General features: G+C 68.9%; 19 protein-coding genes. 10 read left to right on the top strand and 9 right to left on the bottom strand.

Features of this window, described 5'->3' with window-relative positions:
• Positions 1–157: 157 nt before the first annotated feature.
• Together E8A74_RS34790 and E8A74_RS34785 are read right to left on the bottom strand one after the other, a co-directional pair.
• Positions 158–1,411 carry a pyridoxal phosphate-dependent aminotransferase gene (locus E8A74_RS34790; protein WP_136933381.1) on the bottom strand — a complete coding sequence of 418 codons (1,254 nt, stop codon included), beginning with the start codon at positions 1,409–1,411 and terminating at the stop codon, positions 158–160.
• A 130-nt stretch (positions 1,412–1,541) separates the two neighbouring features.
• Positions 1,542–2,078 carry a chalcone isomerase family protein gene (locus E8A74_RS34785; RefSeq protein ID WP_136933380.1) on the bottom strand — a complete coding sequence of 179 codons (537 nt, stop codon included), beginning with the start codon at positions 2,076–2,078 and terminating at the stop codon, positions 1,542–1,544.
• A 548-nt stretch (positions 2,079–2,626) separates the two neighbouring features.
• Between E8A74_RS34785 and E8A74_RS34780 the strand changes: the two genes are divergently transcribed.
• On the top strand, positions 2,627–4,096 hold the full coding sequence (locus E8A74_RS34780) for an alpha-amylase family glycosyl hydrolase (protein WP_136933379.1): 1,470 nt from the start codon (positions 2,627–2,629) through the stop codon (positions 4,094–4,096).
• A 26-nt stretch (positions 4,097–4,122) separates the two neighbouring features.
• On the opposite strand, the gene E8A74_RS34775 is transcribed toward E8A74_RS34780, so the two are convergent.
• From E8A74_RS34775 to E8A74_RS34760, 4 genes are read right to left on the bottom strand one after another with little or no spacing between them, the layout of a single operon-like run.
• Complete coding sequence (locus tag E8A74_RS34775; protein ID WP_136933378.1) at positions 4,123–4,926, bottom strand: hypothetical protein; 804 nt, start codon at positions 4,924–4,926, stop codon at positions 4,123–4,125.
• Positions 4,927–4,980: 54 nt separating this feature from the next.
• Entirely contained in the window at positions 4,981–6,372 is a 1,392-nt protein-coding gene (locus E8A74_RS34770) for an ABC transporter permease (RefSeq protein ID WP_136933377.1), read from the bottom strand.
• The gene (locus E8A74_RS34765; protein ID WP_211365512.1) at positions 6,369–7,067 is read right to left on the bottom strand and encodes an ABC transporter ATP-binding protein; all 699 of its coding nucleotides are present in this window, start codon (positions 7,065–7,067) and stop codon (positions 6,369–6,371) included. The genes E8A74_RS34770 and E8A74_RS34765 overlap by 4 nt, the downstream gene beginning before the upstream one ends.
• On the bottom strand, positions 7,064–7,954 hold the full coding sequence (locus E8A74_RS34760) for a ferritin-like domain-containing protein (protein ID WP_136933376.1): 891 nt from the start codon (positions 7,952–7,954) through the stop codon (positions 7,064–7,066). The genes E8A74_RS34765 and E8A74_RS34760 overlap by 4 nt, the downstream gene beginning before the upstream one ends.
• Positions 7,955–8,129: 175 nt before the next feature.
• Here E8A74_RS34760 and E8A74_RS34755 point away from each other — a divergent pair, with 175 nt between their 5' ends.
• Positions 8,130–9,644: an HAD-IG family 5'-nucleotidase gene (locus tag E8A74_RS34755; protein ID WP_136933375.1), complete on the top strand. Its 1,515-nt coding sequence runs from the start codon at positions 8,130–8,132 to the stop codon at positions 9,642–9,644.
• Between the two features lie 63 nt (positions 9,645–9,707).
• Here the strand turns inward: E8A74_RS34755 and E8A74_RS34750 are convergent, their stop codons facing one another.
• Positions 9,708–10,463, bottom strand: a complete 756-nt coding sequence (locus tag E8A74_RS34750; RefSeq protein WP_170229589.1) for an SUMF1/EgtB/PvdO family nonheme iron enzyme — start codon at positions 10,461–10,463, stop codon at positions 9,708–9,710.
• A 116-nt stretch (positions 10,464–10,579) separates the two neighbouring features.
• Between E8A74_RS34750 and truD the strand changes: the two genes are divergently transcribed.
• The 8 genes from truD to E8A74_RS34710 all read left to right on the top strand — a co-directional run bounded on the left by truD (position 10,580) and on the right by E8A74_RS34710 (position 17,982).
• Positions 10,580–11,683, top strand: a complete 1,104-nt coding sequence (truD, locus tag E8A74_RS34745; protein ID WP_136933373.1) for a tRNA pseudouridine(13) synthase TruD — start codon at positions 10,580–10,582, stop codon at positions 11,681–11,683.
• A gap of 98 nt (positions 11,684–11,781) precedes the next feature.
• Complete coding sequence (locus tag E8A74_RS34740) at positions 11,782–12,591, top strand: MotA/TolQ/ExbB proton channel family protein (RefSeq protein WP_136933372.1); 810 nt, start codon at positions 11,782–11,784, stop codon at positions 12,589–12,591.
• Positions 12,591–13,052: an ExbD/TolR family protein gene (locus E8A74_RS34735; RefSeq protein ID WP_136933371.1), complete on the top strand. Its 462-nt coding sequence runs from the start codon at positions 12,591–12,593 to the stop codon at positions 13,050–13,052. Before E8A74_RS34740 ends, E8A74_RS34735 begins: the two co-directional genes overlap by 1 nt.
• Positions 13,053–13,128: 76 nt before the next feature.
• Positions 13,129–14,052, top strand: coding sequence for an energy transducer TonB (locus E8A74_RS34730; protein ID WP_232379891.1), 924 nt, complete (start codon positions 13,129–13,131; stop codon positions 14,050–14,052).
• A gap of 61 nt (positions 14,053–14,113) precedes the next feature.
• Positions 14,114–14,584 (top strand): cyclic nucleotide-binding domain-containing protein, encoded by a 471-nt coding sequence (locus tag E8A74_RS34725; protein WP_136933370.1) that lies wholly within the window; start codon positions 14,114–14,116, stop codon positions 14,582–14,584.
• A gap of 74 nt (positions 14,585–14,658) precedes the next feature.
• Positions 14,659–15,384 (top strand): cytochrome c3 family protein, encoded by a 726-nt coding sequence (locus E8A74_RS34720; RefSeq protein WP_136933369.1) that lies wholly within the window; start codon positions 14,659–14,661, stop codon positions 15,382–15,384.
• A 114-nt stretch (positions 15,385–15,498) separates the two neighbouring features.
• Positions 15,499–16,962 (top strand): amidophosphoribosyltransferase, encoded by a 1,464-nt coding sequence (gene purF / locus E8A74_RS34715; RefSeq protein WP_136933368.1) that lies wholly within the window; start codon positions 15,499–15,501, stop codon positions 16,960–16,962.
• Positions 16,963–17,022: 60 nt separating this feature from the next.
• On the top strand, positions 17,023–17,982 hold the full coding sequence (locus tag E8A74_RS34710) for a hydroxymethylglutaryl-CoA lyase (RefSeq protein WP_136933367.1): 960 nt from the start codon (positions 17,023–17,025) through the stop codon (positions 17,980–17,982).
• A gap of 835 nt (positions 17,983–18,817) precedes the next feature.
• Here the strand turns inward: E8A74_RS34710 and E8A74_RS34705 are convergent.
• Both E8A74_RS34705 and E8A74_RS34700 read right to left on the bottom strand, forming a co-directional pair.
• Positions 18,818–20,443 carry a putative metal-binding motif-containing protein gene (locus E8A74_RS34705; RefSeq protein ID WP_136933366.1) on the bottom strand — a complete coding sequence of 542 codons (1,626 nt, stop codon included), beginning with the start codon at positions 20,441–20,443 and terminating at the stop codon, positions 18,818–18,820.
• On the bottom strand, positions 20,434–20,985 hold the full coding sequence (locus E8A74_RS34700; protein ID WP_136933365.1) for a hypothetical protein: 552 nt from the start codon (positions 20,983–20,985) through the stop codon (positions 20,434–20,436). Before E8A74_RS34700 ends, E8A74_RS34705 begins: the two co-directional genes overlap by 10 nt.
• Positions 20,986–21,033 lie beyond the last annotated feature (48 nt).

The following is a 21,033-nucleotide window of genomic DNA, read 5'->3' as shown; positions in this document are numbered from 1 at the left end:
GGGCCTGCTACCGGGCGCTCCGGCGCTTACCCGGACGGGACTCTCACCCGTTGGAGACGTGCAGCGCAAGACCGACCCTCGAACCGGTGTCCCGGCCGTTTGGTCGATCTCCTCACGACGCACCATGCGGCGCATCCTAGGCGATCCGTCGCGGCGCTCAACCTTTCGCGACGGACGTGACGACGATCTCGATCGCCCGCGCGAAGACCTCGGGGCGCGGGAGCAGGCTGACCACGAGAAACCCCTCGCGCTCCATGTCGAAGAAATACCCCGGATGCACGACGATGCCGTGCTCTCGCACGAGCGTTTCGACCCAGGCATCCTCGTCGCGCGTCCGCGGCACTTCGAGGATCGCGTACCAGCCGCCGTCCGTGGGCAGGCGCCGGACCGCGGCGTCCTCCCCCGCGGCCACGAGCGCGCGGTCGAGCGCCGCGAGGTTTTCCGCGGTCCGCGCGCGGACGGGCCCTTGCACCGAGGCGCGCGCAGCGAGCAGCTCCGGGAGCGCGAGCTGGACCGGCGTCGAGGCTGAGAGGTACGTGTCCGCGATGAGCTCGAGCCGCGCGATCGCCTCGTCGCAAAGCGCGTCGGGGCCGTAGACGAGCGTCCAGCCGAGCTTGCATTGCGGGAGGAGCAGGCTCTTCGAGAGGCCGCCGAGCACGAATGTGAGCGCCTCGCGCTCGCCCGCGAAGCTCGGGAGCCGATCCGCGGGCAGCGCGCCGTGCGGATACTCGGCGAAGACCTCGTCCACGATGAGCGCCATGCCGTGACGCGCGGCGATCCTCCCGACCTCGGCCGCCTCGTCGCGACGCACGAACGTGCCCGTGGGGTTGTTCGGGTGCACGAGGACGATCGCACGCGCGTGGCCCTGCGCTTCTTCGGCGGCACGATCGAGCGCGCCGAGATCGATACGAAACCCCTCCTCGCGGACGAGCGGGTACGCGGCGAGCTCGACGTCTTCGAGCCGCGCGAGGAACTCGAAGAGCGGGTACGAGGGCGCCGGGACGAGCACCCGATCGCCGCGCTCGCAGAGCAGCTTGAAGAGCCACGTGTACGCCTCGCTGGTGCTCGCGCTGAGGACGACACGATCCTCGCGGGCAGGCAGGCCGCGCTCGTGGAAGGAGGCGGCGACGGCCGCGCGGGCCTTCGGGTGGCCGAGCGAGATCGGCGCGTACGTCGCGCCGCGGGGATGGCCGAGCAGGGCGACGAGCGGCTCCGTGTCGACGATCCCGGCGCGCGTGGGGTTCGACTCCGTGAGGTCGGTGAGCTCGCGACCCGCGCGCGCGGCGGCGGCGAGAAGCGTGGTCAGCGGATTTTCGGTGCGATCCCAGTCGGTTCGCTGGGTGAAGGGGTTCGGGGCGCAGCTCGGCTCGTCCGAGCGTAGCCCTGAGTGTGAAAAGAGGGCGCGGGCCATGCGAGGCGCGGAGCTTGTCGCCGTGGGCCGCGGCGGGCAAGGAGGCCGGGAAAAACGAAGGCCGGCGTCGTCGCTTGTCGTGACGAGCAGCCGGCCTCTTTGCGCGGAGCCGAGGGCGCCGCGTCTTCGTTCACAGCTTGCTGATGAGCGCGTCGCCGAGCTTCGGCTGGTCGATCTTGCCGAACCAGATGGCCCAAACGCCCTTCATGAAGTCGACGCCGTCGACCGTCGCGCTGCCGCCGCCGCCCACGGAGACCGTCGTGGCCTTCTTCGCGGCGTCGTACACGATCGTGATCTTGGAGTTCTCCTTGAGCTCGCGGGAGAAGGCGGCGAGGAACTTGTCGATCTTGCCCTTGTCCGCGTAGCCGTTCATCGCGAACGCATCGCGCAGCGTCTGCACGACCTTCTCGTGATCCACGTCGCGCTTCATCGTCCACTCGAACTTCTTGTCGATGTCCGCGTCGATCACGGCCTTCTTCGACTTCTCGACGGCGCCCTTGATGAAGTGCGAGATCTGGTAGACGTTCACGTCGACGAGGACCACGGTCTTGACCCGGATCCCGGAGCCCGTGAGTTTCCAGTCCTCGGCGAAGGCGCTGCCGCCGAACAGGAAGAGAGCCGCGAGGATCGAGAGGAAGAGGGGAAGCTGTCGCCTACGAAGTTGCATCGCGCTGACCTCCGCCGATGGGGGTGGTGGCTTTCATGACCGCCCCGGCCCGCGAAAACGCGTGCGCGGGCTGCCGGAATGACCCACGGCCTTCGTTGGACGTGAAACCATGAGAAGCCACGCATCGTCAAGCGACGAATTTCCAAGGATGTTCGTGACGGGATGCGTCAAAGGTCCTGGCGAGGAAAAACCTCGTGAGAATCGAGGGGCGTGTGCAGTGTGCTGGTAGGTTTGCCGCGTGGTGACCATCGAGCACGACGGCGTGGCGCGGCTGCGTGCTGGACGTGCGGCGTATCGAGGCCGTCGCGCGCTCGCTCGGCGAAGCGCTCGCCGCCCTGGGCGTCGAACCCCGCACGTCGACCTCGGCCGCCGGTGCGCAGAACACGTGCCGCTCGACGACGCGACGCGGCGAAGGGCGCGGAGTATCGAGCGCGAGGGGTTCGCCCGGTCGATGAAGGCTTATCATGCGCGGCGTGGCCTCGACGAAGAGGGGTATGTCCCGGCGGAGGTCGCGCAGGAAATGGCGCCCTGCTCGGGGGGAGGAACCGATGATCTTTGGTGATACGAGCGTCCACAGCCCGGCCCTCTACGAGATCTTCGCGCGCATGTGGCTCTACGATCTCGGCCGCGTGAAGGGCGCGCGCGTCACGCTCGCGGACGTGCCCGACGAGGAGCTCGATCGGCTCGCGCGGCTCGGCTTCGATTACGTGTACCTGATGGGCGTGTGGACCCTCGGCGAGGTGGGGCCGAAGATCGCGCGGGAGATGCCGTCGCTCCGCGCCGAATACGAGCGGGCCTTGCCCGATCTCGGGCAGGCGGACGTGATCGGCTCGCCGTTCGCGGTGGCGCGGTACGCGGTCGATCCCTCGCTCGGCGGGGACGCGGCGCTCGCCGTGTTGCGGGAGAAGCTCCGGGCGCGTGGAATCGGGCTCCTGCTCGATTTCGTGCCGAATCATCTGGCGCGGGATCACCATTGGATCACGGAGCGGCCAGAGCTCTTCGTGCGGGAGGCGAACGGGCAGATCGCCTGCGGGAAGGACCCGTATTTCCCGCCGTGGACCGACACGGCGCAGCTCGATTTCCGCGCCGCCGAGACGCGGCAGGCGTCGATCGACGCGCTGCTCGACGTCGCGTCGCGTTGCGACGGCGTGCGGTGCGACATGGCGATGCTCGTGCTCTCGGACGTATTTCAGCGGACGTGGGCCCACGCGCGGCGGGCCGAGGGGACGCGGGAGGCCGAAGGCGAGTTCTGGGCCGAGGCGATCGACGCCGTGCGGGAGCGATATCCGACGTTCGTGCTGCTCGCCGAGGCGTACTGGGACCTCGAATGGCGGCTGCAGACGCTCGGGTTCGATTACACGTACGACAAGAGCATGTACGACCGGCTCCTGCACGGCTCGGCGCGCGCGGTGCGCGGGCACCTCTCCGGGTCGTTCGATTACCAGGCGCGCTCGGCGCGATTCTTGGAGAACCACGACGAGCCGCGGATCGCGTCCGCGTTGCCGCCCGATCGGCGCAAGGCGGCCACGGTGCTGCTCGGGACCACGCCGGGGATGCGGTTTTTCCACGACGGGCAGCTCGAAGGACGGAAGATCCGGGCGCCGGTGCAGCTCGCGCGGCGCGCGGACGAACGCGTGGACGAGGCGAGCCTCGCGTTTCACCACGCGCTGCTCGACGCGATGAAGCTCGACGTCCTCCGGCGCGGTCGTTTCGCGCTGCTCTCGCCGCGCGCCGCGGGGCCGGGGAGCACGAGCTTCGACTCGTTCGTCGCGTATCGCTGGGATGCGCGGACGAGCGCCGTGGTCGTCGTGGTGAACCTCGGCCCGTCCCGCGGGCATTGCACGCTGACGCTGGATCTGGCGGGGATCGCGGGGAGGAACGTGCGGCTCGTCGATCGCATCGGCGGCGAGGAATACCGGCGCAGCGGGGACGAGCTGCTCGACGATCGGCGCGGGCTCTACGTGGAGCTACCGGCGTACGGCGCGCATCTGTTCGAGGTCAAAAAAGGGAATCGATAGGCTCGAATCCGCGGGGCGGGCGGCAATCACTGGGGTTTTGCGAAGATGGTGCCTGCGGCGCCGTGGGAGAGCTTTTGCCATTTGGCGTACGCGGCGACGGCGCGCTCACGAATGGTGGTGGGGGACGCATGCTCGCCGATCGCGGTGACGACGGCGTCGAGGACGTACCCCTCGGGGGCCATGAGGGAGCGCGTCATGAGCCACGTCTCCGACCCGGCGGCGCGCAAGGCGGGGCCGAAATAAGGCTCGGAGTCACAGGCCAGGACGAACGAAGGAATGGCGCGGGCGCGCTCCTCGGGGCCCGGCGGCGGCGAGAGGCGCACGCCATCCATGAGGCGGTTGTGGCCCGCGTAGCCGGCGACCGAAATGCGCACGTCGCGCTCGTTGCTGCCGTCGCGGAAACGAATCCGGCCGCCGCGGGTGGCGAGGCGCCAAAACGCCTCGACGGCGCGGTCGATGGAATCGCCGTGGTAGGCGTCGAGGACGATGATTTGCTCGATCGTGTCGCCGGGTTTGCCGCCAAACGGCTCGGCCGAGACGTTGCGGCGATAGACCACGCGTTCGAGGCGCGCGCCCTCGGCGCCCATGACGTCGACGCGAGAAAAGCCGCTCTTTTTGCGGTCGAAGAAGCGGCGATGGCCGAAGGCGGCGCCCCAGTAGAGGTTCGTGTCGAGGCGGTCGGGATCACCGGCGACGTTGCTGCCGCAATCAATCTGCTCATTCGAGCAAAGAGGGACGACGACGTGGACGACGAGCGGCTCAGCAGCCTGGGCCGAGGTCGCAACGAGGAGGATCGAGGCGAGGAGGAGGAGCCAGAGGGATCGAAGCATGGTGCTATCCCCTCATCGGCAGAGCGCGGTGAAGTGTGACGGGGTCGCGTCGATTTAGCTGCCGGCGAGCGCCCGCGCCGGATCGACCTTCGCGGCGGCCCGCGCAGGGCCGATGGCGCCGAGGACCGAAAACAGAATGGAAAATCCCATTCCGAGGAGCCAGAGCCACCAGGGAAACGCGAAAAAGGTGTCGGGCTTGAAGGGGAAGTCCGGGAGCTTCTCGGCCGCGGCCCCGTCGGCGAGGAACGCGAGGATCCGCGCGACGAGGAGGCCCACGGCGCCCGCGAAGAGACCCACGACGGCCGCGAGCGAGACCGTCCACGCGCCGATCTCGCCCGCCGTGGCGCCGACCGCGCGGTAGAGGGCGATCTCGGCGCGACGCTCGAGGACGAGGGCGCGGAAGGTCTGCGTGATGCTCGACGCGCTGACGACGAGGACGATGCCCGCGACGAGCGAGAGCAAGGCCATCACGCCGGAGACGAGGACGCTTACGTCCCGCGCGCGGGTGTCCTTCGGGGACAAACCCATGCGCGCCCCCGCGTCGATGATGCCCGCGACCTCGGCGCCGGAGCTCGCCTCCACGACGGCGCTCGAATACCGCTCGGCCGCGCGCTGCCCGCCGAACTCGCGGTTCCAGCGGCGCACGACGCCGAGCGGGAACGTGAGGCCGAGGTCGGTGGCGCTGCCCGAGATGCCCACGATGCGCGCCTTGATGGTGCGAGGGCTGCCCTGCTTGGCCCGGCCGAGCAGGCTCTCGCCGAGGCGAATCGTGAAGGTGAGGCCCTGCGCGCGGCCGAGCAGCGTCTCGCCGACGGCGGGAAAGCCGTGCGCAGGCGCGATGCTCTTGTCGAAGATCTCGACGAGGTAACGGCTGACGATCGCGGGCACGGGCGCGGAGCAACGGCCCTCCGCGGCATCGGTGGCGCGCTCGCAGTACGCGCCCCCCGTGCAGACGGCGTCGTCGGTGCAGGCGGGCCCGGGCGTGTCGAGCGGATCCACGAAGAGGCCGGGCTTCACGTCGTTCGCGGCGAGCGCGGGATCGATGCCGTCGCCGGGCAGCTCGCCGGCGCCGACGTCGTGGCCGATGATCTCGCGGCCGCCACGCGCGCTCGCGGGGAAGGCGAACGAGAGCTTGGGGCGGACCCGCAAGGCGCCGGGCAGCGCGCCGAGCTTGGCGACGTCGTCGGGCGAGATGCCCGGGGGCTCGCCGCCGCCGCCGAGGAGCAAGCCGAGCAAGCCTGGATCCTTGGCCTTCGGTGGTTCGAGCTCGATCCGATCGATGGGAAAGACCTCGCCGAGCAAGACGGCGCGCACGCCGAGGCCGAGGGCGAGGAAAAACACGAGCGTGGCCGTGCCCGCGGTGATGCCGAACGCGCTGCCGGCGAGCGCGCGGCGCGCGCGGGCGAGGTCGCGGCGCACGAGGCGGACCAGGGCGGCGAGCTTCATGCAGGCTCCTCGTTCGAGGTGTCCACGCGGCCCTCCTTCAAACGGAGGATGCGTGTCGCGGCGCGCGCGAGGCGCTCTTCGTGCGTGACGGCCACGATCGTGAGGCCCTCTTCGCGGTGAAGCTCCTCGAAGAGCTCGATGATGCGCGCGCCCGTGTCCGCGTCGAGGTTGCCCGTGGGCTCGTCACAGAGGAGGAGCTTGGGCTTGCGGAGGAGCGCCCGCGCGATCGCGACACGTTGCCGCTGCCCGCCCGAGAGCTCCGCGGGCGTGTCGCCGGCACGATCGGCGAGGCCGAGCCGCTCGAGGAGCTGCTTCGCGCGGGCGAGGCACGCATGTTCGTCGCCGCGTGGATCGAAGAGCGCGGGCGTCGTGACGTTCTCGATCACGGTGAGGTGATGCAGCAGGTGAAAGTGCTGGAAGACGAAGCCGATGCGCTCGCCGCGCAGCCGCGCGAGGGCGGCGTCGCTCATCCGGCCGAGGTCCTGCCCGTAGAGCTCGACCTGCCCCTCGTAGCCACGATCGAGCCCGCCGATCACGGCGAGCAGGGTGCTCTTGCCCGATCCGCTCGGGCCGAGGACACAAACGAACTCGCCCTCTTCGATGACGATCTCCACGTCCACGAGGGCCCGGCGCGCGTCGCGGCCGCCGTCGTGCACGCGGCCGAGGCCACGGGTGCGAATGGCCGCGACGTTCACAACGCCGAGACCACGACGCGCTCGCGATCCACGGCGGCCTCCGCGGCGCGCACGCTCACGGCCGACGTGTCCTCGGCCTCGCGGAGCGCTTCGTCCGTGAAGCCGAAGAGCCAGAGCAGGAGGCGCGGCGGCCGCAGGCGGAGGTCGTCTTCCTTCACGAAGAGGCGCGCGAGGTGCTCGGCGTAGGCGCGGCAGAGGACGCGGAACGGGATGTGGTCGAAGGCCTCGGCCCGGCGGCGGCTCGCGTACGACGAGAGCAAGAGAGCGACGTAGAGAACGTCGTGGATCACCTGCAGGCGCAGGCGCGAGGTGCCGGGGTTTCGCGCGAGGGTCTCGCGGAGGAAGTGGACGTTCAGCGGGACGTGGAAGGACTCGTCGCGCGTGAGGATCGTCAGCATGTGGCGCACGGCCGGGTGGCGCGCGCGGCGCAAGGCGAGGCGGTAGGTCGTCGAGCCGATGGTCTCGAACATCAGGTTCGTGAGGACGATCGTCTCGATCCGCTTGGCCCGGCCGTAGATGCGGTAAAAGGTGCCGGTGACGCGGCCCATGGGGCGAACCTCGCCGCCGAGGTAGGCGAGGAACTCGGTGAGCAGCGCGCGGTGCCAGCCCTCCTCGTCGCCGTAGAGGCGCAGGCACGCGGCGAGCTCGGGATCCCACGTGGCGATCTCGTCCGCGAGCTCGTGGGCCTGGCGCAGGCCCGACTCCTCGGCGCGGAAGGCCGCGTTGAAGAAGGCGATGGCCGCCTGCCGCTCCGCCTCGGAGGTCCACACGATGGGCTCCCCGAGATCGAGCTTCTCCTCGTACATCCGTTCCGCCCGCTTGCGCAGCATCCCGAGCCACCACGAGGTGGGGCGCCGCAGCGGGCCGCTCTCCCTGTTCTTCGTCATCGCTGCCTGGGACGGAGGTGCCGGCGGACGATAGCGCACGCAGGCCGAACGGGCACGGGCTCACGGAGAAGGCGGACGAGCAAGCGAGGAAGAGCGGGCTGGAACAAGAACGCACGCGTGCAACGTGGACGGCGCGCCTATGTGCTGCGGATGAGGTAGGATGGCTGCGGGTCCCGTGGCGTTCGAACAGCTCTCTCTACCGTTCGAGGGGCATCTCACCCCGACCGCGCCGGCGCGAATCCCGCGCACGCGGCGGGTGTTCGTGAACCGCAATCTGAAGATGGCGGGGATCGACTGGGTGGGGTTCGACATGGACTACACCCTGGCGATCTACAACCAGGTCGAGATGGACAAGCTGTCCATCGACGCCGTGATCCCCAAGCTCGCCAGGCGCGGCTACGACGAGGACGTCCTCCGCGGGATCACCTGGCCCATCGACTTCCCGATCCGCGGGCTCTTGATCGACAAGAAGGCCGGGAACGTCCTCAAGATGGACCGCTTCAAGGTGGTCCACAAAGGCTACCACGGCCTGCGCGAGCTCACGAAAGAGGAGCTGCGCTCGCTCTACCACCAGAAGCGCGTCAAGCCGAACACCGGCCGCTACCACTTCATCGACACGCTCTACGCGCTGAGCGAGGTCGCGCTCTACACGGGGATCGTGGAGGCGTTCGAGGCGCGACGGATCGAGCTCGACTACGCGACCTTGTTCACGGACATCCGCGAGTGCATCGACGAGGCGCATCGCGACGGATCCATCCTGGACGTGGTGCTCTCCGATCTGCCGCGGTTCATCGAGCGCGACCCCTTGCTCGCGCCGACGCTGCACAAGCTCCGCTCCGCGGGCAAACGGCTGTTTCTGCTGACGAACTCGCGCTGGCCGTACACCGAGCGGATGATGACGTACCTGCTCGGCGACGCGATGCCGGAGTACCCGAGCTTCCGCCACTACTTCGATCTGATCATCGTGGCGGCGCAGAAGCCGGCGTTCTTCCAGGAGCGCAGGCCGCTGCTCGAGCGGGACGGAGAGAACCTGCGCCCCGCGACGTACCCGCTCGAACGAGGCGTGATCTACGAGGGCGGCAACCTGCACGACCTCGAAGCCGCGCTCGGCATCGGCGGCGACCGGATCCTCTACGTCGGCGATCACATCTACGGCGACATTTTGAGGTCCAAAAAAGAGTCGGCCTGGCGCACGGCGATGATCATCCAGGAGATGGAAGCCGAGGTGATCGCGCACGAGATGTGCCGCGAGGAGCACCAGAAGAGCGCGGAGCTCGAGCAGCGACGGGACGAGCTCGAAGATCAGCTCCGGTACTACCAGCAGCGGTACAAGGACCTGACGCGCAAGATCGAGGACGCGGCGCAGGCGGCGAAGAACGGGCACGGGAGCGGAAGCGGGAGCGGCATCTCGTACGAGGCCGAGCGCGGCCGGGCGAAGCGCGCCGTGGAGCGGATCCGCGGCATGCTGCGCTCGGTGGACGCGGAGGCGACGAAGCTCGAACGCGAGATCGATCAGCGCTTCCACCCCTACTGGGGCTCGCTGCTCAAGGAGTCGATCGAGCCGAGCAGCTTCGGCGATCAGGTCGAGGAGTTCGCCTGCATCTACACGTCACGCGTGTCGAACATGCTGGCGTACTCGCCGCTGCAGTACTGGCGCAGCCCGCGCGATCTCATGCCGCACGAGCTCTGACCCCAGCAGGCTGTCGAGAAGCGCCGCGAGCGCCAGGCGCGCAGCAAGCGTCTCGGCAGCCCGCTATTGGCAGCAGCGAAAGCCCGTCGAGTAGTCGTGGTAGCGCGCGTTGTGCGCGGTCGTCTTGTAGTCGCAGCCGTCGCCGTTCTGGTGCGTGTCGAGGTAGTAGCCGCCGCGGAACGTGCCCGTCTTCGAGGCCGTCCACTCGTGCAGGTTGCCGACCATGTCGAAGGCGCCGTAGCTCGACCGGCACTTCTTGTACGCGCCGCTCTTCGCGAGCGTCCCCTTCATCTGGTTGAGGCGCTCGTCGTTCATGTTCGCGAACGTGTACGCCTCCTGCGGCGGCGGGCCGCCGGCGACGCCGTAAAGCGCGTTGAACGAGGAATACCCGCCGTCGTTGCAGTTGCCGGAGACGCGATCGCTCCCGTACGGGAACGTCGTGGGCTTCTTGCCCTTGCAGGCGCCGATCCACTCGTCGTCCACGCAGAGCCGTTTGCCCGCGTTCTTGCACGCCTCCTCGGCCTCATTGCGGCTGATGTACGCCTGCGGGGCCTTGCCCTTCTTGCTCACGGCCTTCACGCGCAGGCCCGCGACGGACTGGTACGGCGAGTGCCCCTTCGTCTTGTTTTTGCCGACGATCTCGACGACGTGCGCCTCGTACGTGTCGATGCAGTACTTGCCGGCGACGCTCACCATGCCCTCGGGGCACTTCTTGCCCTTGGCCTCCGCCTCCGAAGGCGCCGGCAAGGTCGCCGCGAGGAGCGCGACAGCCGCGAGGCCCAAAGCTCGCGGAGAGTGGAAAAAGACGCTGGGCTTCATGGTTCCACGAAGGACGAGCGAGCCGCCTCGTCGACTCATACCGAAAGCTTCCGGCGGGGGCAAATGCGCCGTGGCCGCTTGGACGGGCCCCGGTTTTCGGTCAACCTCTGCCGCCCATGCAGGCGCCCCTCCCGATCGCCAAGATCCGTACGAGCCCCGAGGACTTCGTCGTCGAGGAGATCCCCGCGTACGCGCCGAGCGGCAAGGGCGAGCACCTCTACGTCACCCTGCGCAAGACCGGAAAAAACACGCTCGACGTCGTGCGTGACCTCTCCCGCGCCCTCGGCGCCGACGCCCGCAGCACGGGCTTCGCCGGGATGAAGGACCGTCACGCGATCACCACGCAGACGATCTCGATCCAGGTGCCGATCGCGGAGGACGCGGAGGCGAAGCTCGCGCAGGTGTCGCTGCCGGGCGTCGAGATCCTCGGCGCGAGCAGGCACGGGAACAAGCTGAAGCCGGGGCACCTCGTGGGAAACCGGTTCACGATCACGCTGCGAGGTCTCGCCGGCGACGACGCTGCCCGCGTCGGCGAGCGGCTCGTGGAGGCCGGCCGCGTGGGCGTGCCGAACTCGTTTGGCCCGCAACGGTTCGGGCGCGACGGCCAGAACCCGACGCGGGCGCTCGCCTGGTTGCGCGGCGAAGAGCGCGGGCCGAGGGACCGGCGCGAGCAGCGGTTCTTGTTTTCGGCCCTGCAGTCGATCCTGTTCAACGACGTGCTCGCGCGGCGCGTGGCGGCCGGAACATGGGCCGCCGTGCTCCCGGGGGACATCGCGAAGAAACACGACTCTGGCGGGATCTTTGCCGTGCCCGCGGAAGGGCGGGACCTCGACGACGCGAAGGCGCGGGCCGAGGCTGGGGCCATCTCACCGACCGGGCCGATGTTCGGCGCGAAGATGCGCTGGCCCGAGGGCGCGCCGCGCGACATCGAGCGGGAGGTGCTCGCCACGGTGCTGCCCGACGCGAGCCGACTCGAGTCCTTCCGCGCCCTCGGCGAGGGCACCCGAAGGCCCCTGCGGCTCATGGTCGCTGATCTCTCGGTGCGTCCGATTGACGCATCCGGCGGGCTCACCGTTTCTTTTGTGCTACCGAAGGGTGGCTACGCCACAACGGTCCTCGCCACCGCTTGTCAGATCGCCGATGCGACGTTCCGCGAAAGCGACGCGGACAGTGGCGAAGAAGGCGACGAGTCCTCCTCCGAGCCTTCGGGTTCCGCTTAGCGCCCCTTCGCGCCCACCTCGAGCCTCGTCGAGAGGGCGTGTGAACAGATCAAAAGCCAGGGCTGCAACGGCCCACGACGGAAAGGCACAACCGGAAGATGAATCTCATCGAGTGGCTGCAGCGCATCATGGTCGGCTTCGGCGCTGCCTGGGTCATGTGGCTCATGATCGGGCTCTCCGTGGTGAGCGTCGCGATCATCCTCGAGCGCGCCTGGTTCTTCTGGTCGCTGCGGGACGACGTGGTCGTGCTGGCGCGGGATCTGCGGAACGCGCTGAAGGACTCAATCGAGGCCGCGCAGAAGCGCATGGAGGCCTCGCCCTCGGCCGAGGCGGCCGTCGTGAAGGCAGGCCTCGTCGAGGCTGATCGCGGGCCGAAGGCCGCCGAGGAGGCGATGGCCGGCGCGCTCGCCCTCCAGCGCATGAAGCTCGAGCGGCGCCTCGCCTACCTCGGCACCCTCGGCAACAACGCTCCGTTCATCGGCCTCTTCGGCACCGTCATCGGCGTCGTCGGCGCGTTCGACGCGCTCGGCAAGGCCGCCGAGAAGCCGCTCGCGCAGGCCGCCTCCGCGGCGATGGCGCCGCAGCAGGTCATGTCGAGCATCGCCGAGGCGCTCGTCGCCACGGCCGTCGGCCTCGCGGTCGCCATCCCGGCCGTCGCCGCGAACAACTACTTCCAGCGGCTCATCCGCTCGACGATCGCGAACACCGACGCGCTCACGCGCGTGCTGCTCGCGCACCTGCACGGCGAGAAGGAGAGCGCGCTCGAGGAGGCGGTCGAGGACATCGCCCTCGCCGTGTCCGCGAACAGGAAGGCCGAGGCGAAGCCCGCGAAGACGAACGGCGCGCAGAACAAGAAGGCCGCCAAGAAGGGCGAGGACGAGGACGAGTCCAGCGAGGAGAACGGCTGATGGCTGGGTCGAGCTCCAACAACGAGGAGAACATGGTCGAGGGGATCAACGTCACCCCCCTCGTCGACATCACCCTCGTGCTCCTGATCATCTTCATGGTGACGGCGAAGATCATCGTGTCGCAGGCCTTGCCGCTCGACCTGCCGAAGGCCGCGTCGGGGCAAGAAGTGCAGATGGTCTTCAGCGTCGAGCTCCGCGCGAACGGGGACATGGTCATCGACGGCAAGAAGCTGCCGAACGACGACGCCGCGCTCCCGCTCGCGAAGGAGGCGCAGGCGAAGACGCCCGATCTGCGCGCCGTCATCCGCGCAGAGCAGACGGTCCAGCACGGCCGCGTGCTTCACGCGCTCGATCTCCTGAAGCGAGCCGGAATCACGAAGATCGCCTTCGGCGTGACGCCCGTGCCCGCCGAAGACGGCAAGGCGGCCCCGGCCCCGCCGCCCACGCCCGTGACGCCGTGATACCTTTCGCTCGAACTTGAGGGGCTCCGCCAGGCCACGCGGAGCTCCACGTTAGAACCTTGGAGATGCATCGATCATGAGCTCGGCGGCGAACAGAGTCGTGATGGGGGGAGGCCCGTTCCACCACACCGCCGAGCGCGACCGTGATCCGCTCGCGCCCGTCGTCGCGCTCGGAGATCGCGCGGCGAAGACGGGCACGGCGATCGGGCTCGTGCTCGCGCTGCTCTCGCACGGCTACGCCTCCGCGCAGGCGATGACGGCCCTCTTCGACATGCGCCGCGCGGTCGGCGAGATGCGTCAAGGTCTGCACGAGTTCTTCTGGACCGAGTACGACATCGACCTGACGCCGAAGAACGAAGACAAGCCGAAGCCCGAGGAAAAACCCCCGGAGCCGGAGCCCGAGCCCGAAGCCCCGCCGCCCGTGCCTCAGGCGAAGGCCGAGAAGGCGCCGGAAGAAGAGGTCCCCGACAACAGTCCGCCGCCGCCGCCCTCGCAAGCCGCGAAGGTGCTCACGCAGGAGCCGGACGAAGAAGAGCCCGTGGACATGACCGGGCAAGGCTTCGTGAGCGGCGAGGGGAGCGGCCCGAGTTACGGGATGGTGAGCGCGCAGGGGACCGGCAAAACCCCGACGTACAACAAGGCCGCCTCGCTCGACGGGAAAGAAGGCGGCACCGGCACGGGCAAAGGCGGGCCGCCGCCGGCGCCCACGGGGCCGGATCTGTCGAAGGCCGCGGGCCTCGTCGGCAGCTCCGCCTGGGATTGTCCCTTCCCGCCCGAGGCCGACGCCGAGCAGATCGATCAGGCCGTCGTGTCGATCATCGTGACGGTGCGGGGGGATGGTTCGCCGCAATCCGTGAAGGTCGTGAACGATCCGGGCTACGGCTTCGGCCGGGCCGCGCGCCTCTGCGCCCTGTCGCGGCGTTACACGCCCGCGCTCGACCGGACCGGGACGCCGATGGTGGCCGCGACCCCGCCGATCCGCGTGCGCTTCACCCGCTGACGTTCATCGCCCGCGGCCGCGCTTCCTTTCCGCGCGGCGCCTCATTATCCTCGGCGCACCCGTGGACGTCGCCGAACGCATCGAAAAGCTCAGCAAGGTGCCCCTCTTCGAGGGGCTCACCACCCAGGCGCTCGAGCTGATCTCGCGCGTCGCCAACGAAGAGTCCCACGCGCTCGGGACGAAGATCTTCCAGCACGGAGATCCGGGCGACAAGCTCTACATCATCCTCGAAGGCAAGGTGCGCATCAGCCGCGAGGTGCCGGGCATGGGCGAGGAGGCGCTCGCGGTGCTCGGCCCGGGCTCGGTGTTCGGCGAGATGAGCCTGCTCGACGAGGCGCCGCGCTCCGCCGACGCCCGTGTCCACGAGCGATGCCGCCTGCTCACGGTGCCGAAGGACGCCTTCGAGGACCTCCTGTTTTTGCACAAGGACCTCGCCTACGAGGTGCTCTGGAGTTTCGTCCGGATGCTGACGCAACGGCTCCGCGAGACGAACGACAAGCTCACGTTCCTCACCGTCACCGGCAAATTCTGACGACGCCGGCGCGGGTTTCGCGCCTTGGACTTCCGTCCTGCGAGGCGGGTCGTGTAGTGTCTGGCCGAGACACCATGGTAGCCACGAAGCACCTCGCCCTCGTTTTTGCTCTTGCCCTGTCGGGCGTCGCCGCGGCCTGCGGCGGCGGTTCGACGCCTCCGCCCGACACCGCCAACGATCAGAAGACGGACGGGACCTCGACCGACAAGCCCGCCGATCCGGGCGGCGCCACGGACGCGAAGCCCGAAGGCGGCGACGCGAAGCCGGGCGACGCGAAGCCCGCGGACACGGGCACGGGCGGGACGGCCGCCACGCCGCCGGCCGCGGCGGGCAAGCCGTCGACGAACATCCGGCAGAGCCAGATGCTCGAGGACATCAAGAAGATCGGCCTCGCCCCGGACAAGCTCCAGGACCTGCCGAAGATCGGCCTCGCGCAGAAGAAGAAGCTGATGCCGCTCTTCCAGAAGGCGCTCGGCTACAAGGACTGCAACGGCTGCCACGTCGAGGGCGACTTCAAGGCCGAGACGCGCAAGATCAAGATCACGCGCGGCATGTGGAAAAACTTCGTCGTCGCGCTGCGCGACGAGAAGGGCGGCGCGGTCTTCTGCGACACGTGCCACGACGGCAACGAGCACAACCTCAACCACGCCGACAAGAAGGCGCTCGAGACCTTCATGGACGAGCAGTACGAGGACAAGCTCACGCGCGCCGACAAGAAGGACATGGAGTGCGGCACGTGCCACGGTGACCCCTTCGAGGGCGACATCATCACGAAGGTCTGGGGCATCGCGAAGAAGTAGCGCTCGCCCGCAAGCGAGGTTTTCTCCTCGCCTTTCCGCCCTCTCCACCCCTCCCCGCCCCGCAAAGGCCACCTCGCGTGGCCGGCTCCTGCTTTCGTACTAAAGAGACGCCGCATGTGCGGTGTGTTCGGCATCTATGGCCACCCCGAGGCCGCCAACATCACGTACCTCGGGCTGCACGCGCTGCAGCACCGAGGTCAAGAGGCGGCGGGGATCGTCACGAGCGACGGCGAGCGGCTCACGCCGCACAGGTCGATGGGCCTCGTGCAAGCAGGCTTCTCCCCGACGGATCTCGCAGCGCTGCGCGGCGACCGAGCGATCGGCCACGTGCGGTACTCGACCGCCGGCGGCTCGCACATCCGCAACGCACAGCCGTTCGCCGTGGACTACGCGCGCGGCTCGATCGCCGTCGGGCACAACGGCAACCTGACGAACTTCGAGGCGCTGAAGGATCGGCTGGAGGCGCGCGGGAGCATCTTCCAGAGCGCGAGCGACACGGAGGTGATCGTCCACCTCATCGCCGCGAGCACGCAGGCGACCGTGGAGAGCCGCGTCGCCGAGGCGCTCGGGCAGGTCGAAGGCGCCTACTCGATCCTGTTCCTCACGGAGCGCGAGCTCATCGCCGTGCGCGATCCGATGGGCTTTCGCCCGCTCTGCATGGGGCGCCTCACGCACGGAAACGCCGAGGCGATCGTGGTCGCCAGCGAGCCGACGGCATTTGATCTGATCGGCGCGACGTACGTGCGCGACCTCGATCCGGGCGAGATGCTGATCGTGGACGCAACCGGGACACGCTCGCTCCGGCCCTTCGCGCCGCGCACGCGCAAGCTCTGCATCTTCGAGCACGTGTACTTCGCGCGCCCCGACTCGCTCATCGAAGGCGCGAGCGTGTACGAGGTGCGCAAAGCGCTCGGCCGCAAGCTCGCCGAAGAGGTGCCCATCCCGAGCGGGAACGACGCGGGCGACGTCGTCGTGGTGCCCGTGCCCGACTCCGGGGTGCCCGCGGCGATCGGCTTCGCCGAGCGCGCAGGCGCGCCGTTCGAGATGGGCCTCATCCGCAGCCACTACGTGGGCCGGACGTTCATCGAGCCGCAGCAGTCGATCCGGCACTTCGGGGTGCGGCTGAAGCTCTCCCCGAACCGCGCCGCACTCGCGAACAAACGCGTGGTGGTCGTGGACGACTCGATCGTCCGAGGCACGACGAGCCGGAAGATCGTGAAGATGGTGCGCGACGCCGGGGCACGCGAGGTGCACCTCCGGATCTCGAGCCCACCGACACGCTGGCCCTGCTTCTACGGGATCGACACGCCAACACGCGCGGAGCTCATCGCCGCGACGCACACGCTCGACGAAATCTGCAAGTACGTGACCGCCGACTCGCTCGGATACCTGTCGCTCGAAGGGCTCGTGACATCGGTGCGCACCATCGAGCAAGCGGCATCCGCGAGCCCTCCGCCCTCGACGAAGAACGGGGAGGCGGCCGAGAACGGCTACTGCGCCGCGTGCTTCTCGGGCACCTACCCGGTGCCCTTCTCGCCGAGCCCGAAATCGCGGCATCTGCGGCTCGTCCACGGCTAAGATCACGGCGCGCGCGCGGCGCGTTGACGATGCGCGCGCATGCCGAACAATGGTCACCCCATGACGGATCGCCCCTCGAGCCCGAGCGCCGCCCCGCACGATCTGTTCGCCCACACGCCCGATCGGGTGTCGATCTACGAGGTGAGCCCACGCGACGGCCTGCAAAACGAGGCAGTCGTGGTGCCCCTCGAAGCGAAGAAGCAGCTCGTCGCAGCGCTCGTCGCGTCCGGCGTGAAGCGGCTGGAGATCACGAGCTTCGTGTCGCCGAAGTGGGTGCCGCAGCTCGCCGACGCCGAGGAGCTGGCACGCGGGATGCGCCCGCCCGAGGGCGTGACGTTCAGCGCGCTCTGTCCAAACGCAAAAGGCCTGGAGCGCGCGCTCGCCACAGGGCTCACCGAGATCGCGGTCTTCATGAGCGCGAGCGAGACGCACAACCAGAAGAACATCAACAAGTCGATCGACCGAACGCTGGGCGTGTTCTCGGAGATCGTGCCACCCGCGATCGAAGCAGGTCTACGCGTGCGCGGGTACGTGTCGACCGTGTGGGGATGTCCGTACGAGGGCCCGGTGTCCGCCGAGCGGAGCGTGGAGATCACGAAGAAGCTCCTGGAGCTCGGCTGCTACCAGGTATCCCTGGGCGACACGATCGGCGTGGGGACGCCGAAGCAGACACGCGACATCGTGCTGCGATGTCTCGACGCGATGCGGGTGGATCAGTTCGCGCTGCACCTGCACGACACACGCGGGACAGCCCTGGCAAACATCCTGGTGGGTCTCGAGCTCGGGGTGCGAGATTTCGACGCGTCGGTCGGAGGTCTCGGAGGTTGCCCCTACGCGCCAGGCGCCGCAGGAAACGTGGCGACGGAAGACCTCGTCTACATGCTGCAAGGGATGGGGATCGAGACAGGGATCGACCTCGACCAACTCATCGAAGCAGGCAACGTGGCCGAGCGGGTGCTCGGGCGTCCGTTGCCGGGCAAGGTGCACAAAGCAGGCGCCTTCCGGCGGCGGCCGAGCTGAGGTTGGAGGCGCGGAGCCGGGGTTTCACCCCGGACCCCGACCAGGGGTTGTCCACCCCTGGACCCGGACCAGCGAGGCGCTGGACCCAGGGTCGATGAACTGCGCGAGGCGCGCAGTTCATCGAGACACGTCAGGGGAGGGTCGGGGACGACGTTGCCGACCACGACAGTGGCGCTGGGATCGCGGCTGGGGGCGCGTTGGCGCGGCGGACACGTGCCCTTGGGGGTCGACAGCGCGTGTTTAGCAGCGCGGCAGGTGTCCGCGGTGGGGGACCGACCGTGGGGCGTTGCCCGCCTCCTGACGTTGGCCTGGGCTCTGGCCGGTCCTCGCCCGTGACAAGCGCCTTCGACGGCGGAAGGTACGTGCTCGGCAGCGCGACAAGGACCCTCGGCCGCCTCCGGCCCGTGTCTTCGGGCTCGACCTTCCCCTGGGAACACGCGTCCCCACGTGTTCGGCGGCGAGACACTTGCCCTGTCGCGCGGACGAACCTTGTTCGGCTCGTGCCCGATGTCCCACGCACGACGACGTGACTTGTCGCGCCGTCGAACAAACGAGGACGACAACCGATGCCCCCTGTCGAGCATGCCGCGACGCAACGACCACGGCTCACCGCTCGGGTGCAGGCCGGCAACCGGCACGGTCAGCGGTGGAACCACCAACGCTGCGGCCTCGACGAGCAAACACCTCTCCGGTCTTCCCCTCTCCGTTCGATGAACTGCGCATCGCGCAGTTCATCGACCCTGGGTCCAGCCCCTGGCTGGTCCGGGTGCAGGGGCGGATAGCCCCTGCTGGGGTCTGGGACAACGCCCCAGCGCAACGGCCCGGGGCTTCGCGCCTACGGGACGATGCAGCCGAGGCGTGTGAAGAACACGTGTTGTTCGCCTTCGCGGTCGTCGCGGAAGAGGATGCCGACGTTGCCGTCGGGGCCGAAGGTGGCGATGGGGTAGATGCTGTCGCGCTTGGCGAAGGTCACGCGTTGCTCGGGGCCGGAGGGTTTGAGCTCCTGGTCGAGCATGAGGGCGTAGAGCTCGTAGCCGTCGTTTTGGTCTCGGTCGTCGGCGTAGACGAGCAGGACGCGATCGCCGAGGGCTTTGAGGCTTGGGTAGCGCGAGCGGAAGGAGCCGGGGTTCGTGAGGGGTTTGGGGGGGACGAGGATGTTCCCGTCCTCGTCGACGACGGCGCCGTAGATGGCTTTGGGGTTCGCCGTTCGGTCGAACCAGGCGATCACGTACTGGTTCTGGTTCCAGACGACGGTGGGGTAGACCGAGTCGGAGAAGCCGTCTGTCAGGGACACGGCTTGGGAGCGTGGCGTCAGGTCCTGGTTGAAGACCTGGAACTGGATGAAGTGCTGGAGGGCGTCGCCGGGTGCCCAGCCGACGCCGATCGACGAGAGGCCGGCGGCCATCTGTGGCGCTTCGTTGCCTACGTTGAAGGCTTGCGTGAGCTTGACGTTCCCGCCGATGGGCGCGCCGTCGATGGTCAGGCGCTGCGCGTAGAGGTCGAAGAGACCTTCCCGCTCGTCTTGCCATGCGACGATGAACTCTCCGCCGGTCCAGCCGAGGGAGACGTTGATCGAGAAGCCTTCGGCGAAGGAGAGACGCGTGTCGGGGAGGACCTTCGCGCCGGCCTCGTCGAGCAGCGTGAAGTACACCTCGTAGTCGCCGCTGCGACGATCTTGCCATGCGATGCCGTAGCGATCGCCGACCCATACGATCGGGCCGCCGGCGTTGTCGCCGTTCTGGAAGACGATCGGCGACTCGGGGCCGAGCGGCAGGCCTGTCGGCGCGAGCATGTTCAGGCGCATCGAGAAGCCGGAGATCGTGCCTGTGTAGGCGGCTGCGTACGAGGAGCCGCTCCACGCGATGCCGCCGGGGCCTGCGGGCGCGATGTCGCCGGAGAGGCGGATGGGCTCGTTCAGCAGCGGGATGTATGTCGCGCCGTCGTCGACGATCCCGTTGCAGTCGTTGTCGACGCCGTCGCAGACCTCGGTGCCGCCTGGATATGCGAGATCGCTCTTGTCGTCGCAGTCGTCGCCGCACGCGTTGGGATCGCCTGGGAGCGTCCCGGGCCGCGGACCGCGGAAGCCGTCGCCGTCGTTGTCGCGTGTCGCGATCTCGTAGGTGCACTGCCCTGTCTTCGGGACGCATGCGTCGTCCGTGCAGGGATCGTTGTCGTCGCAGGTGACGGGCGGCAGGTCGACGCAGAGCCCGCCGTTCCGCGGGGCCCCTGCTTCTGCGCCTGCTGCGAGATCGCAGTAGACGGGCTCGCAGAGGTTCTTGTGGCCGGGGCAATCCGAGTCGACGAAACACGGGGGCTGGGGCGGGCCCACGTCGAGCGGCGTTCGCGCGCCGCAGCCGCCCGCCACGATTCCTGCGGCCACGAGGGTGCCCGAGAGCGCGGCGAGCGAGAGTCCGAGCAGGCTTCGACCGCCCTGCGCCTTCCGCAAACGCTTCACAGGCATCCGCCGAATCCTTCGACGTCGATGGGCTCGCAGACGAGCCCGGACGGGCAGCCGTCGTTGCCATCGAGCGGACAGAGCTGCACGCACTGGGTGCCTGCTCCGGTCACGACGCAGGCGAACCCTCCTGCGCACCAGAGGCCCGAGCCGCTGCCGCAGGGATCGCCTTGCACGCCGGAGCCTGCGGGCGAGCAGAATGCGCCGTAGACCTCCTGGCCGCAGGGCTCGCTCGGGTACGAGACGAAGATGAAGCAGCCTTCGCCGGGGAAGCAGCCGCTGTTCAGTTGATCGAAGGGATCACACTGGAAGTCTTCGAGGGGTGGCGGCGTGGAGGGACAGCCGGGATCGATGTACTCGTCGAAGGCGTCCTTGCCTGCATCCCAGAGGGGGCCTGTCGAGGTGCTGCTCGACGAATCCCCGCCCTCGCCGCCGCCCCCGCCTTGGCCTTCGGTCTCTCGCACGATCGAGCTGCCGCACCCGCCGAGACCCGCGGCCGGGACGACGAGGCCAAGCGCGGCGGCCACCAAGATAAGCCGCTTCTGCATGCCCGAAGGGTAACCGAATTTTTTTGCGCGTGCTGCGAGGACGAGGGG

It is taken from the genome of Polyangium fumosum (genome assembly GCF_005144585.1).
Lineage (GTDB): Bacteria > Myxococcota_A > Polyangia > Polyangiales > Polyangiaceae > Polyangium > Polyangium fumosum.
This window is presented reverse-complemented; position numbering and strand designations above follow the sequence as displayed.

Coding starts and splice junctions, on each gene's coding strand:
- E8A74_RS34790 (WP_136933381.1), bottom strand. CDS start 1,411: ATGGCCCGCGCCCTCTTTTCACACTCAGGGCTACGCTCGGACGAGCCG.
- E8A74_RS34785 (WP_136933380.1), bottom strand. CDS start 2,078: ATGCAACTTCGTAGGCGACAGCTTCCCCTCTTCCTCTCGATCCTCGCG.
- E8A74_RS34780 (WP_136933379.1), top strand. CDS start 2,627: ATGATCTTTGGTGATACGAGCGTCCACAGCCCGGCCCTCTACGAGATC.
- E8A74_RS34775 (WP_136933378.1), bottom strand. CDS start 4,926: ATGCTTCGATCCCTCTGGCTCCTCCTCCTCGCCTCGATCCTCCTCGTT.
- E8A74_RS34770 (WP_136933377.1), bottom strand. CDS start 6,372: ATGAAGCTCGCCGCCCTGGTCCGCCTCGTGCGCCGCGACCTCGCCCGC.
- E8A74_RS34760 (WP_136933376.1), bottom strand. CDS start 7,954: ATGACGAAGAACAGGGAGAGCGGCCCGCTGCGGCGCCCCACCTCGTGG.
- E8A74_RS34750 (WP_170229589.1), bottom strand. CDS start 10,463: ATGAAGCCCAGCGTCTTTTTCCACTCTCCGCGAGCTTTGGGCCTCGCG.
- truD (WP_136933373.1), top strand. CDS start 10,580: ATGCAGGCGCCCCTCCCGATCGCCAAGATCCGTACGAGCCCCGAGGAC.
- E8A74_RS34740 (WP_136933372.1), top strand. CDS start 11,782: ATGAATCTCATCGAGTGGCTGCAGCGCATCATGGTCGGCTTCGGCGCT.
- E8A74_RS34735 (WP_136933371.1), top strand. CDS start 12,591: ATGGCTGGGTCGAGCTCCAACAACGAGGAGAACATGGTCGAGGGGATC.
- E8A74_RS34730 (WP_232379891.1), top strand. CDS start 13,129: ATGAGCTCGGCGGCGAACAGAGTCGTGATGGGGGGAGGCCCGTTCCAC.
- E8A74_RS34720 (WP_136933369.1), top strand. CDS start 14,659: ATGGTAGCCACGAAGCACCTCGCCCTCGTTTTTGCTCTTGCCCTGTCG.
- purF (WP_136933368.1), top strand. CDS start 15,499: ATGTGCGGTGTGTTCGGCATCTATGGCCACCCCGAGGCCGCCAACATC.
- E8A74_RS34710 (WP_136933367.1), top strand. CDS start 17,023: ATGACGGATCGCCCCTCGAGCCCGAGCGCCGCCCCGCACGATCTGTTC.
- E8A74_RS34705 (WP_136933366.1), bottom strand. CDS start 20,443: ATGCCTGTGAAGCGTTTGCGGAAGGCGCAGGGCGGTCGAAGCCTGCTC.
- E8A74_RS34700 (WP_136933365.1), bottom strand. CDS start 20,985: ATGCAGAAGCGGCTTATCTTGGTGGCCGCCGCGCTTGGCCTCGTCGTC.